The sequence below is a fragment of the Caulobacter sp. CCNWLW153 genome (assembly GCF_036889365.1).
In the GTDB taxonomy this organism is placed as follows: domain Bacteria; phylum Pseudomonadota; class Alphaproteobacteria; order Caulobacterales; family Caulobacteraceae; genus Caulobacter; species Caulobacter radicis.
Genome location: NZ_JBAKFV010000010.1, coordinates 212,088 through 225,461, shown reverse-complemented (window position 1 = coordinate 225,461; position 13,374 = coordinate 212,088). Strand labels below are relative to the sequence as shown.

At 68.6% G+C, this 13,374-nt stretch carries 16 protein-coding genes; 6 read left to right on the top strand and 10 right to left on the bottom strand.

Annotated elements, in window-relative coordinates:
• Positions 1-225 precede the first annotated feature (225 nt).
• From V6S85_RS16855 to V6S85_RS16815, 9 genes are all read right to left on the bottom strand, one after another.
• Entirely contained in the window at positions 226-489 is a 264-nt protein-coding gene (locus V6S85_RS16855) for an ATP synthase F1 subunit epsilon (protein WP_101712786.1), read from the bottom strand.
• Positions 489-740, bottom strand: a complete 252-nt coding sequence (locus tag V6S85_RS16850; RefSeq protein ID WP_101717017.1) for a hypothetical protein — start codon at positions 738-740, stop codon at positions 489-491. The genes V6S85_RS16855 and V6S85_RS16850 overlap by 1 nt, the downstream gene beginning before the upstream one ends.
• The gene (gene atpD / locus V6S85_RS16845; RefSeq protein WP_116488371.1) at positions 740-2,344 is read right to left on the bottom strand and encodes a F0F1 ATP synthase subunit beta; all 1,605 of its coding nucleotides are present in this window, start codon (positions 2,342-2,344) and stop codon (positions 740-742) included. The genes V6S85_RS16850 and atpD overlap by 1 nt, the downstream gene beginning before the upstream one ends.
• A gap of 52 nt (positions 2,345-2,396) precedes the next feature.
• On the bottom strand, positions 2,397-3,275 hold the full coding sequence (locus tag V6S85_RS16840; protein WP_334349647.1) for a F0F1 ATP synthase subunit gamma: 879 nt from the start codon (positions 3,273-3,275) through the stop codon (positions 2,397-2,399).
• A 35-nt stretch (positions 3,276-3,310) separates the two neighbouring features.
• Positions 3,311-4,843, bottom strand: coding sequence for a F0F1 ATP synthase subunit alpha (gene atpA, locus V6S85_RS16835; protein WP_058347720.1), 1,533 nt, complete (start codon positions 4,841-4,843; stop codon positions 3,311-3,313).
• A 61-nt stretch (positions 4,844-4,904) separates the two neighbouring features.
• Positions 4,905-5,459: a F0F1 ATP synthase subunit delta gene (locus V6S85_RS16830; protein WP_116567004.1), complete on the bottom strand. Its 555-nt coding sequence runs from the start codon at positions 5,457-5,459 to the stop codon at positions 4,905-4,907.
• 218 nt (positions 5,460-5,677) lie between these two features.
• A complete protein-coding gene (locus V6S85_RS16825) occupies positions 5,678-5,914 on the bottom strand; it encodes a hypothetical protein (RefSeq protein WP_116567003.1) in 237 nt (78 codons plus the stop codon).
• A gap of 149 nt (positions 5,915-6,063) precedes the next feature.
• Positions 6,064-6,384 (bottom strand): CC_3452 family protein, encoded by a 321-nt coding sequence (locus tag V6S85_RS16820; protein WP_116567001.1) that lies wholly within the window; start codon positions 6,382-6,384, stop codon positions 6,064-6,066.
• Positions 6,385-6,818: 434 nt separating this feature from the next.
• Positions 6,819-7,244 carry a hypothetical protein gene (locus tag V6S85_RS16815; RefSeq protein ID WP_334349646.1) on the bottom strand — a complete coding sequence of 142 codons (426 nt, stop codon included), beginning with the start codon at positions 7,242-7,244 and terminating at the stop codon, positions 6,819-6,821.
• A gap of 144 nt (positions 7,245-7,388) precedes the next feature.
• Here V6S85_RS16815 and V6S85_RS16810 point away from each other — a divergent pair, with 144 nt between their 5' ends.
• The 4 genes from V6S85_RS16810 (at position 7,389) to V6S85_RS16795 (ending at position 10,979) form a co-directional block, all read left to right on the top strand.
• Positions 7,389-8,036 (top strand): LemA family protein, encoded by a 648-nt coding sequence (locus V6S85_RS16810; protein WP_334349645.1) that lies wholly within the window; start codon positions 7,389-7,391, stop codon positions 8,034-8,036.
• 160 nt (positions 8,037-8,196) lie between these two features.
• Positions 8,197-8,994, top strand: coding sequence for a TPM domain-containing protein (locus V6S85_RS16805; protein ID WP_334349644.1), 798 nt, complete (start codon positions 8,197-8,199; stop codon positions 8,992-8,994).
• A complete protein-coding gene (locus tag V6S85_RS16800) occupies positions 8,994-9,695 on the top strand; it encodes a TPM domain-containing protein (RefSeq protein ID WP_334349643.1) in 702 nt (233 codons plus the stop codon). Before V6S85_RS16805 ends, V6S85_RS16800 begins: the two co-directional genes overlap by 1 nt.
• 96 nt (positions 9,696-9,791) lie before the next feature.
• Entirely contained in the window at positions 9,792-10,979 is a 1,188-nt protein-coding gene (locus tag V6S85_RS16795; RefSeq protein WP_334349642.1) for an acetyl-CoA C-acyltransferase, read from the top strand.
• 64 nt (positions 10,980-11,043) lie between these two features.
• On the opposite strand, the gene V6S85_RS16790 is transcribed toward V6S85_RS16795, so the two are convergent.
• Positions 11,044-11,679 (bottom strand): hypothetical protein, encoded by a 636-nt coding sequence (locus V6S85_RS16790; protein WP_334349641.1) that lies wholly within the window; start codon positions 11,677-11,679, stop codon positions 11,044-11,046.
• A 116-nt stretch (positions 11,680-11,795) separates the two neighbouring features.
• On the opposite strand from V6S85_RS16790, the gene tsaE reads away from it, so the two are divergent.
• On the top strand, positions 11,796-12,290 hold the full coding sequence (tsaE, locus tag V6S85_RS16785; RefSeq protein ID WP_334349640.1) for a tRNA (adenosine(37)-N6)-threonylcarbamoyltransferase complex ATPase subunit type 1 TsaE: 495 nt from the start codon (positions 11,796-11,798) through the stop codon (positions 12,288-12,290).
• On the top strand, positions 12,280-13,365 hold the full coding sequence (amgK, locus tag V6S85_RS16780) for an N-acetylmuramate/N-acetylglucosamine kinase AmgK (protein ID WP_334349639.1): 1,086 nt from the start codon (positions 12,280-12,282) through the stop codon (positions 13,363-13,365). Before tsaE ends, amgK begins: the two co-directional genes overlap by 11 nt.
• Positions 13,366-13,374: the final 9 nt, after the last annotated feature.

The following is a 13,374-nucleotide window of genomic DNA, read 5'->3' as shown; positions in this document are numbered from 1 at the left end:
TCCTACACATGATCCTGGTCGCCGCCCCCGCGCGGGGCGCCGGCCCGCCCGCCCCCCGGCCCCCCCCCCCCGTGACTGCGATATCGGCAGCCTCATCGACAGCTGAAAACGGCCCCCCTCCGGCCCTTCGGGCCACCTCCCCCGGAGGGGGAGGATCGCCGAAAACAAAAACGCCCCCACCCTTGCGGATGGAGGCGCTTTCGAAGTCTCGGAAAGAAGCGGCTCTTACGAGGCCACTTCCACCGCGTGCTCGGCCAGGATCGTGAAGCCGTCGGGACCGACATCGGCGAAACCGCCCTGGATGTCGAACAGCTTGACGGTCGAGCCGTCGCGCACCGTCACCCGACCCTCGCGCAGCGTGGTCATGAACGGGGCGTGGTTCGGCAGCACGCCGAAATCGCCTTCCGTGCCCGGCGCGTCGACCTGGTCGACGTCCGCCGAGAACAGTTCGCGCTCGGGCGCGACGAGAGAGAAATGCAGCTTGGCCATCAGTCGTAGGTCTCCACGGCGCCCAGGGCCGCTTCGATGTCTTCGTCGGTCTGGATCTCGGTGCCGCAGAACGGACAGAAGCGGATGGTGGTCAGGACCGTGCCCGTCTCACCATCGGCTTCCCGTTGACCCAGGTTCAACAGGATCAGGCCGCTGTCGTGCTCGATGAGGGAGGCCTCGGCGTCCGAAGACACCGCGTCCTCCAGCTCCTCGCAGCAGAAGTGGGCCAGATCGCCGTCTTCCTCGTGCATCAGACGTCCGCCGCCATCTTCTCGGCCTTGGCCACGGCTTCCTCGATCGGGCCGACCATGTAGAAGGCGCCTTCCGGCAGGTGGTCGTACTCGCCGTCCACGATGCCCTTGAACGAGCGGATGGTGTCCTTCAGCTGGACGAAGGCGCCCGGCGTGTTGGTGAACTGCTCGGCGACGTGGAACGGCTGCGACAGGAAGCGCGAGATCTTGCGAGCGCGCGCCACGGTCAGCTTGTCCTCTTCCGACAGCTCGTCCATGCCCAGGATGGCGATGATGTCCTTCAGAGCCTTGTACTGCTGGAGCACTTCCTGGACGCGGCGAGCCACGGTGTAGTGCTCTTCGCCGATGACCAGCGGGTCCATGATCCGCGAGGTCGAGTCCAGCGGGTCGACGGCCGGGAAGATGGCCTGGGCGGCGATGTCGCGCGACAGAACGGTGGTGGCGTCCAAGTGGGCGAACGAAGCGGCCGGGGCCGGGTCGGTCAGGTCGTCGGCGGGAACGTAGATGGCCTGGACCGAGGTGATCGAACCCTTGTTGGTCGAGGTGATGCGCTCCTGCAGGTTGCCCATCTCGGTGGCCAGGGTGGGCTGGTAGCCCACGGCCGAGGGGATGCGGCCCAGCAGAGCCGACACTTCGGCGCCGGCTTGGGTGAAGCGGAAGATGTTGTCGACGAACAGCAGCACGTCCTTGCCTTCTTCGTCACGGAAGTATTCCGCGATCGACAGGCCGGTCAGGGCGACGCGGGCGCGGGCGCCCGGCGGTTCGTTCATCTGGCCGTAGACCAGGGCGCAGCGCGAGCCTTCGGTCGAGCCGTTGTTGGCCTTCGGGTCGACGTTGACGTTCGACTCGATCATCTCGTGATAGAGGTCGTTGCCTTCGCGGGTGCGTTCGCCCACGCCAGCCAGAACCGAGTAACCGCCGTAAGCCTTGGCGATGTTGTTGATCAGTTCCTGCATCGTCACGGTCTTGCCGACGCCGGCGCCGCCGAACAGGCCGATCTTGCCGCCCTTGGTGTAGGGGCACATCAGGTCGATGACCTTGATGCCCGTGACCAGCACTTCAGCCGTGTTGGTCTGCTCGGCGAAGGTCGGGGCGTCGCGGTGGATCGGGCGCGACAGGTCCGACTGGATCGGGCCCTGCTCGTCGATCGGCTCGCCGATGACGTTCATGATGCGGCCCAGCGTGCCCGGACCGACCGGAACGCGGATGGCTTCGCCGGTGTCGCGCACGGGCTGGCCGCGGACGAGACCTTCGGTGGCGTCCATGGCGATGGCGCGGACGGTGTTCTGGCCCAGGTGCTGGGCGACTTCGAACACCAGGCGCTGGCCGGTGGCGGTGTTGGTGGTCTCGACGGCGTTCAGGATCGCCGGCAGCGGGCCGGTGAACTCGATGTCGACGACGGCGCCGATGATCTGCACCAGCTTGCCGGTGGCTTCACCGGCGACGGGGGCGGCGGCCTTCGGAGCAGCGGCCTTCTTGGCGGCCGGAGCCTTGGGAGCAGCAGCAGCGGCCGGAGCGGCGGCGGCCTTCGTGGCGGCGGGCTTCTTGGCGGCGGCCGGCTTTTCGGCGGCGGCTTCGGGAGCCTTAGCAGGGGTCTTGGCCATGGCGTGCGGGTCTTTCGTGCGTCTCTGCGTGCGTTTTTGGCGTTAGGCTAGATCAGACGGCTTCGGCGCCGGAGATGATCTCGATCAGCTCCTTGGTGATCTGAGCCTGGCGGGAACGGTTGTACTCGAGGGTGTAGCGCTTGATCATGTCGCCCGCGTTCCGCGTGGCGTTGTCCATCGCCGTCATCTGGCTGGCGTAGAAGCCGGCCATGTTGTCGAGCAGGGCCGACAGGATCTGGACCGTCAGGTTGCGCGGCAGCAGGGTCTCGAGGATGGCCTCTTCCGAGGGCTCGTACTCGTAGACCGCGGCCGGACCGGACGCGACTTCGGCGCCGCCCTCGACGACCGCCGGGATCAGCTGCAGCGCGGTCGGAACCTGCTGCACCACCGACCGGAAGCGGCTGTAGAACAGGGTCACCACGTCGATGTCGCCGGCTTCATAGAGCTTGGTGACGACGTCGGCGATCGGCTGGGCGACCGACAGGGTGATCTGGCGATAGGCCGACAGGTCGAAGTTATCCACCACCTTGTCGCCGTAGGGGCGCTTCAGCTGGGTAGTCACCTTCTTGCCGACGCAGACGATCTTCACGTCCTTGCCCTGGGCGATCAGCCCGTCGATGTGGGCGCGGGCCGCGCGCACGATCGACGAGGTGAAGCCGCCGGCGAGACCACGGTCCGCGGCGGCCACCACCACCAGGTGACGGTCGTCGCGGCCGGTGCCGGCCAGCAGCGCCGGAGCGCCGTCGCCCGACACGCCGGTCGCGAGGTTGGCGATGACGCTGGCCAGACGCCGAGCGTACGGACGGGCGGCTTCCGCCGCGTCCTGGCTCCGGCGCAGCTTGGCAGCCGCCACCATCTGCATCGCCTTCGTGATCTTTTGCGTCGCTTTGACGCTCGAGATCCGATTGCGCATTTCCTTCAAGCTGGCCATTCGGCGCTACTCTCTCCGAGCGGTTCCGAGGGGGCTTAGGCGAAGGTCGACGAGAAGCTGTCGAGCGCGCTCTTCAGCGACGCTTCCAGGTCCTTGTCGAGGGCCTTCTTGGTGGCGATGCCGGTCAGCAGGTCCTGATGGGCGCTATGCAGGCGGGCCAGGAACTCGGTCTCGAAGCGACGCACCGACGAGGTCGGGATCTTGTCGAGATAGCCGCGGGTGCCGGCGTAGATCACGCAGACCTGCTCTTCGACCGACAGCGGCGCGTATTGCGGCTGCTTCAGCAGCTCGGTCAGGCGTTCGCCGCGAGCCAGCATCTTCTGGGTCGAGGCGTCGAGGTCCGAACCGAACTTCGCGAAGGCGGCCATTTCACGATACTGGGCCAGCTCGCCCTTAATCGGGCCGGCGACCTGCTTCATGGCCTTGATCTGGGCCGACGAACCCACGCGCGACACCGAGATGCCGACGTTCACGGCCGGACGGATGCCCTGGTAGAACAGGTCGGTTTCCAGGAAGATCTGGCCGTCGGTGATCGAGATCACGTTGGTCGGGATGTAGGCCGACACGTCGTTGGCCTGGGTTTCGATGATCGGCAGAGCCGTCAGCGAGCCCGAACCGTTGTCTTCGTTCAGCTTCGCGGCGCGTTCCAGCAGGCGCGAGTGCAGGTAGAACACGTCGCCCGGATAGGCTTCGCGGCCCGGCGGGCGGCGCAGCAGCAGCGACATCTGGCGGTAGGCGACGGCTTGCTTGGACAGATCGTCATAGATGATCAGGCCGTGCAGGCCGTTGTCGCGGAACCACTCGCCCATGGCGCAGCCGGCGAACGGGGCCAGGTATTGCAGCGGGGCCGGCTCCGAGGCCGAGGCCACGACGACGATCGTGTATTCCAGGGCGCCGTGCTCTTCCAGGGTCTTGACGATCTGGGCGACGGTCGAGCGCTTCTGGCCGATGGCGACGTAGACGCAGTAGAGCTTGGCGCTCTCGTCCTTGCCGGCGTTGGCGGCCTTCTGGTTCAGGATGGTGTCGATGGCGACGGCGGTCTTGCCGGTCTGACGGTCGCCGATGATCAGCTCGCGCTGGCCGCGGCCGACGGGGATCAGGGTGTCGATCGACTTCAGGCCGGTCTGCACGGGCTCGTGCACCGACTTGCGCGGGATGATGCCCGGGGCCTTCACGTCGACGCGGCGACGCTCGGTGTATTGGATCGGGCCCTTGCCGTCGATCGGCTCGCCCAGCGGGTTGACGACGCGGCCCAGCAGGCCCTTGCCAACCGGCACGTCGACGATTTCGCCGAGGCGGCGGACTTCGTCGCCTTCCTTGATCTCGGCGTCAGCGCCGAAGATCACGGCGCCGACATTGTCGCGCTCGAGGTTCAGGGCCATGCCCTTCACGCCGGCCTTCGGGAACTCGACCATTTCACCGGCTTGGACGTTGTCCAGGCCGTAGATGCGGGCGATACCGTCGCCGACCGACAGGACCTGGCCGACGTCCGAAACGGCGGCTTCCTCGCCGAAGTTGGCGATCTGCGACTTGAGGATGGCCGAGATTTCGGCGGCGCGGATATCCATGGCTGGGTCGGGCTCTTTCTTGAGGCTCTCTGCGTACGTACGTTTTTGCGCGGTTATACGCTTAGGCGCGCTTGAGGGCGAATTTCAGGGAGTCGAGCTTCGAACGAACCGAAGCATCGAACAGTCGGGAACCGACGCGCACCTTGACGCCGCCCAGGATGGACGGATCGACGCGGGTCGAGATTTCGGGGGTCTGGCCGAGCGCGCTCGACACGGCGGCTGTGACGGCCTTCAGCTGGGCGGCGCTCAGCGGAACGGCCGAGGTGACCTCGGCGGCGACCACGCCGCGGTGCTTGGCCGACAGGGCGACGAAGGCGTTGATCGCGCCGACCAGTTCGGCCGAACGGCCGTTGGTGGCGATCAGGCCCAGGAACTTGGCGGTCAGGATGTCGAAACCGGCCTTCACGGCGACGGCGGTCAGGCCCTTGGCCTTGTCCTCGGCCGAGAACGCGGGCGAGTCGATCAGACGGCGCAGGTCGGCGCTTTCGGCGACCAGACCCTTCAGGGTCTTCAGGTCGCTCTCGACCTTCGCCAGGTTGCCGCCTTCGATCGTCAGTTCGAACAGGGACTGCGCGTAACGCTGACCCGCATCCGTCGCCTTGGTTTCTTCCGCCACTTGTTCCGCCCGGTGTGCGTTGCAATCGCCGCGGAAGAGAAGCTCCCCCCTCTCCCCGGCTTAAAGACTTGTTAGCGCTTGAGAAAAGCGCACGGGCGGCCCGCGCTTTCACGCTGCCCTTCCCGAAGCCCGGCGCCTGATAACACGGGGTGTTCGCAGTCGCAACCAAGCCGAGGTGATCGTGTTCGGCCAAGTTCGCGAAAAAATGTGTTTATCCGTCAGACGTTGACGCGGCGGAATACGCCCGAGGCCGCGCCGGCCAGGATCCCGTCGGCGGTCCGCGCCTCGGCCTGGGCGAACACCAGGCTGCGGGTGGCCCGTTCGACCCAGCCGCGGGCGCTTTCCCCGGCCTGGCCTTGCCCCGCGTAGTCGATCGTGACCGACACGGGCGCGGCGTCGGCGCCGGCGGCCGATCGCAAGGCCTCTTCGAGCTGAACGGTCAGGGGCTGGGTCATGGCGACATCTAATCCTTGCGCGGACGAAGACGAAAGGCAGGGCAAAGAAAAAGGGCGGCGGAAGCGATCCGCCGCCCTGTCAGGCGAATGGTCGAGGAAACAGCCAGAGAAAGAAAAGCTCCCTGGTACGCCTACTTAAGAAGGAGGGATCAGGCGGCCTTGGCCGAAGCGTTGCAGCGCTCCAGCTCTTCGGCGGCCAGGGCCTTGGCGTCGCCGCCGAAGGCCGAGACACGGCCGGCCTCTTTCGCCAGCGCCTTGCACGAGGCGACGCTGAGGGCCCGCGACGGAGCCGAGGTGGCGACGCAAGACGCGTCCTCGCAGACGAAGACGGCGCCGCCGGCGACGATCTTGGTCTTGGCCGAGACGGGCTTTTCAAGAGTGACCGCCAGGCGGCCATCGGCCAGGGCGGGGGCCGCGACGAGCGCGGAAACGGACAGGGCGGCGACGGCCGCCAGGGCGCGGAGCTTCATGGGGAAAGCCCTCCAGCTTCGGGGATGATGGAAAGATCGATGATCGCGGCGTAAGCTGTACTGGCCGCTCGGTCCCGTGGGATGCTGTCCTTCATGGACATGGCGCCGGTATCCCCACCAGCGTCGCGCGACCGAACTAAGCACTGCTTAGATATCAGCGTTCAGAAATCGCGCAAGCCGGTTTTTGTTCGCGTGCGCATATTTTATCGAAACTGAGATTTTCGGGTTGGGGGGTGACGACCGAGAAGACACCCAGTCTCCCGTCATTCCCGCCCTTGTGGCGGGAAGCCCTGGCTCCGCTCGCACGTGAAAGCGACAGCGGCGTGCTCGGCACGCCGCCCCTCCCGCCCTTGCGGCTGATGGAGGGGTTCCCGCCACAAGGGCGGGAATGACGGGAAGTAAGGGGAGTGGGGACCTGCCCCGCTCCCGCGCCCTCAGAGCCCCAGGATAGAGTCGATCCGGCTCTCGGCCTTGGCGTGGATGGCGCGGTCCTGGACCATGCCCTCCATGCGGGCGTAGCGGCCGTCCTTGCCGGCCTTGCGGCGCAGGCCGTCGGCGGTGACCACCACCGGCGGGCGGCGCGCATCGGTCAGGCCGCCCAGCAGGGCGGCGAACACCGCCCCGACGGCGGCGGCCAGCACCGGCCCGGCGAAGTCGATGGCGCTCTCGCCGAAGATGGCGTGCAGCTGGACCAGCAGGTGCTCGCGATTGACCTGCTGCGACAGGATCTGCAGCGACCAGGCGGCCACGCCCTGCACGACGCCGGCCGCGACCACGGCGATGACCACCCCCACGAAGCGGGGGCGCCAGAAGAGCCCGAGCAGAGCTCCGACCAGGGCGAAGGCGACCATCAGGACCATGGCGGCGATCCTGCGCCCGTCTCCTCAAAAGGAAGTTAAGCCCCTGATGGACGCGAGTTAATCCGATACGCGGATGACGAGAGCCGGAGACCGGGCCATATAAATGCGATCGGCGGCCGCCAGTCGCCTTCAGAGGGAGCCTTCATGTCGCAGCTGCGTTCGCCGGCCCGCCTGGCCCTTGCCTCCGTCGTGATCGCCGTCGGCCTGTCCGGCTGCGGGATCAACACCATCCCCACCCAGGACGAGAAGACCAAGGCCGCCTGGGCCGAGGTGCAGAACCAGTACCAGCGCCGCTCGGACCTGATCCCCAACCTGGTGGCCACCGTGAAGGGCTACGCCGCCCAGGAAAAGGACGTCCTGACCTCGGTGACCCAGGCTCGCGCCAGCGCCACCCAGGTCAAGGTCGACGCCTCGACCATCACCGACCCCGCCGCCTTCCAGAAGTACGCCGCCGCCCAGGACCAGCTGACCGGGGTGCTCGGCCGGCTGATGGTGATCCAGGAGCAGTATCCGGACCTGAAGTCGAACCAGAACTTCCTGGCCCTGCAGAGCCAGCTGGAAGGCACCGAGAACCGCATCACCATCGCGCGGCGCGACTACAACGAGACCGCGCGGGTCTACAACACATCCTTGCGAACCTTCCCGACCATCCTGTGGGCCAAGACCGTCTATGGCGGCCAGAAGCCGGCCCAGCTGTTCGAGGCCTCGGCCGCGGCCCAGACCGCCCCGACCGTCAGCTTCGACGCCCCGGCCGCGCCAGCCGCCCCGTCCCAGCCGGCGCCGGCGCACTAGGGTGACGACTATCGCGGCCTTGCTCCTCCCCCGTGAAACGGGGGAGGTGGCGCGGCGCCATCGGCGCCGTGACGGAGGGGGCGACCGAAAGCGCCGCGCCCAGTCTCGCCCCCTCCACCGCTTCGCGGTCCCCCTCCCCCGCACGCGGGGGAGGACCTGGTTGGCCATTCCGTTGGCGTTGCTGGTTCTCGTCCTGGGGGCCACCGCCGCCCTCGCCGCCCCGACCTTCCCGCCGCTGAGCGGCCGGGTCGTCGACCAGGCGAACATCCTGTCGCCGGCGGCCGAGCAGCAGCTGACCGACGAGTTGGCGACGCTGGAGAAGCAGACCGGCCGCCAGCTGGTGGTCGCCACGCTGTCCAGCCTGCAAGGCTACGAGATCGAGGACTACGGCTATCAGCTGGGCCGCGCCTGGGGGATCGGCGAGAAGGACAGGAACACCGGCGCCCTGCTGATCGTGGCGCCGAACGAACGCAAGGTCCGCATCGAGGTCGGCTACGGCCTGGAGCCGGTGCTGACCGACGCCCTGTCCAGCGTCATCATCCAGAGCGCCATCCTGCCCAGGTTCAAGGCCGGCGACATGCAGGGCGGCATCGTCGCCGGGACCGACGCCATCATAAAGCAGCTGTCACTGCCCGACGGCGAGGCCAGGGCCCAGGTCGCCCAGGCGGCGGAAGGCCAGCGCCAGGACGACGGCGGCGGCGTGCCGGTGGTGGCGATCTTCATCGTCTTCATCGTCGCCGTCATGATCCTGCGGGCGATGTTCGGGCGCCGCCGTTACCGCCGCAGCGGGCTCGGCGCGGCGGTGGGCGAGGCCCTGCCCTGGATCCTGATCAACGCCCTGACCAGCGGCGGCGGCGGTCGCGGCGGCGGAGGCGGCTGGAGCGGCGGCGGAGGCGGCGGCGGGTTCTCGGGCGGCGGCGGCTCGTTCGGCGGCGGCGGATCCTCGGGGAGCTGGTGATGAGCGACATTCTTTCCCGCCCCGACCAGCTGCGCATCGCGCAGGCCGTGCGCGCCGCCGAGGCCGGCACGATCGGCGAGATCCGTTGCGTGCTGGCGCCGCGCGTCGAGCCCGACCGTCCCGCCCCCGTGCTGGCCTGGGCGGCGGGCGCGGCCCTGCTGCTGCCGGCCTTCGGCCTGCTGGCCGGCCTGCGCCCCGAGTGGCTGACCCGCCTGTTCGGCGGCTGGAGCGTCGGCCACGCCGCCGCCCAGGACGGCGCGATCCTGTCGGCCCTGCTGGTCTACCTGACCCTGCAGGCCGCCGTGTTCGCCCTGGCGACCGCCGTGCTGTCGATCCCGCCGCTGCGCGCGCGGCTGCCGACCGGCGAGAGCGCCGCCGAACGCGTGCGACGGGCGGCCATGGACTATTTCCTGTCCAGCGACCTGCGCGCCACGGAAGGGCGCACCGGCGTGCTGATCTTCGCCGCCCTGGCCGAGCACCGCGTCGAGGTGCTGGCCGACGAGGGCGTCCACGGCCTGGCGCCCAAGGACGCCTGGTCGGGCGTCGTCGCCGACCTGACGGCGGGCCTGAAGGCGGGCCAGATCGCCGACGGCTTCGTCGCCGCCGTCGGCCGCGCCGGCGCCATCCTGGCCGAGCACGCGCCGCGCACCGGCGGCGAGGACCGCAACGAACTGCCCGACACCCCGACCATACTGCGCTGAGCCTCACGCCTTACGTTTGCGTGATCTTCCCCCCGGCGAATTTCCGGCCTACGGTGCCGGCAATTCAAACTAACGTTTAAACAGGGAAGAAGCGCCATGCGCGAAGCGGTCATCGTCTCCTACGCCCGGACGGGCCTGGCCAAGTCCAATCGCGGCGGCTTCAACAACACCCACGGCGCGGCCATGGCCGGCCACGCCATCCACCACGCGGTCAGCCGCGCCGGCCTCGACGGCCCGGAAGTGGAAGACGTGGTGCTGGGCTGCGGCGGTCCCGAAGGCGCCACCGGCATGAACGTGGCCCGCAACGCCGCCATCTGGGCCGGCCTGCCGGTCACCACCTCGGGCCAGACCGTCAACCGCTTCTGCTCGTCGGGCCTGCAGGCGATCGCGACCGCGGCCAACTACGTGCGCAACGACGGCGCGCCGGTGGCCATCGGCGGCGGCGTGGAGTCGATCTCGCTGGTGCAGGGCGGCGGCCACATGAACCGCTTCCACATCACCGAAGACAAGCTGATGAAGGAGAAGCCGGCCCTGTGGATGGCGATGATCGACACCGCCGACATCGTCGCCAAGCGCTACGGGATCAGCCGCGAATATCAGGACGAGTATTCGCTGCGTAGCCAGCAGCGCATCGCCGCCGCCCAGGCCGCCGGCCTCTTCAATGACGAGATCGTGCCAATGGCCACCAAGATGAAGGTGGTCAACAAGGAGACCAAGGAGGAGAGCCTGGTCGACTACGTGGTCACCAAGGACGAGTGCAATCGTCCGGAGACCACGCTGGAAGGCCTCGCCAAGCTGGAGCCGGTCAAGGGTCCGGGCAACTTCATCACCGCCGGCAACGCCAGCCAGCTGTCGGACGGCGCGGCCGCCGTGGTGGTGATGGAGGCCAAGGAGGCCGCCCGCCGCAACCTCGAGCCGCTGGGCCTGTTCAAGGGCTTCGCCATCGCCGGCTGCGAGCCCGACGAGATGGGCATCGGCCCGGTGTTCGCCGTGCCTCGCCTCCTGGAACGCCATGGCCTGAAGGTCGACGACATCGACCTGTGGGAGCTGAACGAGGCTTTCGCCTCGCAATGCCTCTACAGCCGCGACCGCCTGGGCATCGATCCGGAGAAGTACAACGTCAACGGCGGCTCGATCGCCATCGGCCACCCGTTCGGCATGACCGGCGCCCGCTGCGCCGGCCACCTGCTGCTGGAAGGCAAGCGCCGCAAGGCCAAGCTGGGCGTGGTGACCATGTGCATCGGCGGCGGCATGGGCGCCGCGGGCCTGTTCGAGATATTCTGATTTCTTTTAACGCCCGTCATTCCCGCCACAAGGGCGGGAATGACGGGAGTAAAGGTTGACCTGATCAAACCCCCAGGTCCTTGCGCACGAACCTGTACGTCTCGCGCTTCTCGCAGGCGCAGGCCTTCATCTGACCGTCCGGCGTCCACCAGACCAGCAGCGGATAGGCGAAGTTCACGCCGTTCTTCTTGAGCAGCGGGACGAGGTCCTCGACCGACCTGCGGCCGGCCTCGATGACGGCGGTGCGGGCGATGTCGCCGTCGGCGGGCTTTAGACCGGGAGCGGTCCAGGCGTCGACCGGCGTGGCGTCCCACTTTTCCGACAGCGCCCACGAGCGGTTGATCCAAAGCTCGGCCACCGTCGCGCGCTCGACCGGCGTCGATTTCGGCACGCCGTTGCGGTCGGCGCGGGCGATCTCGATCAGGCGGGTGTCGATCCCGGCCTTGTGCAGGCGCGGATACTCTTCCTTCTTGAAGCGGACGCAGTCGGGGCAGGTGCGGAAGCTGATCATGTAGAGCTTGGGGCCCTTGAGGCCCGGCGACACCCAGCCCGAGCCTTCGAGGATCTTGGCGATCTCGGCCTGGTTCTTGGTGATGGTCTTGGGCCGCCAGCGCAGCTCGAAGTTCCACCACGCCCACCAGCCGGCGCCGATCACCACGACCACGGCGACGAGGCCGGCCCACAGCTTCCAGTTCTTCATCTCGACCGATCCTCTCGGGATTGTTCTGCTGGTGATAGGACGCCGCGCGCGCCCCGGCGACGGCAAAATTCCTGAAAGCGGCTTGAGGCGCGCGCGGGGGACTCTAGATTGGCGCGATGTCTACGCCACAGGCGCCCGGGGGCGCCGCCTCCCTCGAAATCGACCTGCCCGACGAGGCGGCCACCAAGGCCCTCGGCGCGCGGCTGGCCGCCGTCCTGTTTCCCGGCGCGGCCCTGTGCCTCTACGGCCCGCTGGGCGCGGGCAAGTCGACCCTGGCCCGCGCCCTGGTGCGCGCCCTGACCTCTCCCGAGGAAGAAGTGCCCAGCCCCACCTTCACCCTGGTGCAGTTCTACGAGGCGGAAACCTTCCCGCTGGCCCATTTCGACCTCTATCGCCTGGAGGATCCGGACGAGGCCTACGAGATCGGCCTCGTCGAAGCGCTGGAGGACGGCGCGGCCCTGATCGAGTGGCCCCAGCGCCTGGAGGGCCGCCTGCCCCCCGACCGACTCGATGTAGAGATCTCACCCGTCCTGGACGATACGGCCGGCGAGACCCGCCGCGTCCGCATCACCCCCTTCGGCGCCTTCAAGGAACGCAAGCTTGAGCTCTGACCGCGAGATCCTGAAGGCGAAGTTCCTGGCCCGCCACGGCTACGGCGACGTCCGCCGCCAGCCGCTGGGCGGCGACGCCTCGACCCGGTCGTACGAGCGCCTCTATCGTGGCGATGCGACCTTCATCTTCATGGACCAGCCGCCGGCCCTGGAGACCGCCCCCTGCCCGCCCGGCGCCACGCCGGACGAGCGCCGCGCGCTCGGCTTCAACGCGGCCTACCGCCTGGCCGCCGGCCGGGTGGACGCCTTCGTGGCCGTGGCCGGCTGGCTCCGGGCGCAGGGTCTCTCGGCCCCCGAGGTGCTGGCCGCCGAGCCGGCCCTGGGCCTGGCCGTACTGGAAGACCTGGGCGACGACCTCTACGCCACGGTGATCGCCAACGGCGGCGACGAGCCCCTGATGTACGACGCCGCCGTCGACGCGCTGGTGGCGCTGCACACGGCCAAGCCCCCGGCGGTGCTGGAGGCCGGCGGCTCGACCTGGCCGCTGCTGACCTATGACGACCTGGCCCTGCAGATGGCCCAGGACCTGTTCGTCGAGTGGTTGCCCAAGCTCAAGCCGGTGACCTTCGACGCCGCCGCCCTGGCCGACTGGCAGGCGCTGTGGACGCCGATCCGCGCCCGGGGCGAGGCCGGCGCCAGCGTGTTCTGCCACCGCGACTATCACGCCGAGAACCTGCTGTGGCTGCCGCGGCGCGAGGGTCCGGCGCGCGTCGGCCTGATCGACTTCCAGGACGCCGTGGTCGCCCACCCGGCCTGGGACTTCTCGATGCTGCTGCATGACGCCCGACGCGACGTGTCGCCGGAAATCGAGCAACGCGGCCTCGACCGCTACCTGGCGGCCCGCCCCGGCCTCGATCGCGAGCAGTTCCTGGCCGACTACCACGCGCTGGGGGCGCTCAACATCGCCCGCATCCTCGGCATCTTCGCCCGCCTGGTCACCCGCGACGGCAAGCCGAAGTACGAGAGCTTCATGCCGCGCCTGTGGCGCTATCTCGACAGTTGCCTGGCCGATCCGGCGCTGGCGGGGCTGAAGGCCTGGTTCGACGCCCACGTCCCGGCGGAGGCCCGCTCGTGAGCGCTCCCA

Bases quoted from the DNA above. Each gene is read 5' to 3' on its own strand.
- V6S85_RS16855 (WP_101712786.1), bottom strand. From the start codon at position 489: ATGGCCAAGCTGCATTTCTCTCTCGTCGCGCCCGAGCGCGAACTGTTC.
- V6S85_RS16850 (WP_101717017.1), bottom strand. From the start codon at position 740: ATGCACGAGGAAGACGGCGATCTGGCCCACTTCTGCTGCGAGGAGCTG.
- atpD (WP_116488371.1), bottom strand. From the start codon at position 2,344: ATGGCCAAGACCCCTGCTAAGGCTCCCGAAGCCGCCGCCGAAAAGCCG.
- V6S85_RS16840 (WP_334349647.1), bottom strand. From the start codon at position 3,275: ATGGCCAGCTTGAAGGAAATGCGCAATCGGATCTCGAGCGTCAAAGCG.
- atpA (WP_058347720.1), bottom strand. From the start codon at position 4,843: ATGGATATCCGCGCCGCCGAAATCTCGGCCATCCTCAAGTCGCAGATC.
- V6S85_RS16825 (WP_116567003.1), bottom strand. From the start codon at position 5,914: ATGACCCAGCCCCTGACCGTTCAGCTCGAAGAGGCCTTGCGATCGGCC.
- V6S85_RS16820 (WP_116567001.1), bottom strand. From the start codon at position 6,384: ATGAAGCTCCGCGCCCTGGCGGCCGTCGCCGCCCTGTCCGTTTCCGCG.
- V6S85_RS16815 (WP_334349646.1), bottom strand. From the start codon at position 7,244: ATGGTCCTGATGGTCGCCTTCGCCCTGGTCGGAGCTCTGCTCGGGCTC.
- V6S85_RS16810 (WP_334349645.1), top strand. From the start codon at position 7,389: ATGTCGCAGCTGCGTTCGCCGGCCCGCCTGGCCCTTGCCTCCGTCGTG.
- V6S85_RS16800 (WP_334349643.1), top strand. From the start codon at position 8,994: ATGAGCGACATTCTTTCCCGCCCCGACCAGCTGCGCATCGCGCAGGCC.
- V6S85_RS16795 (WP_334349642.1), top strand. From the start codon at position 9,792: ATGCGCGAAGCGGTCATCGTCTCCTACGCCCGGACGGGCCTGGCCAAG.
- V6S85_RS16790 (WP_334349641.1), bottom strand. From the start codon at position 11,679: ATGAAGAACTGGAAGCTGTGGGCCGGCCTCGTCGCCGTGGTCGTGGTG.
- tsaE (WP_334349640.1), top strand. From the start codon at position 11,796: ATGTCTACGCCACAGGCGCCCGGGGGCGCCGCCTCCCTCGAAATCGAC.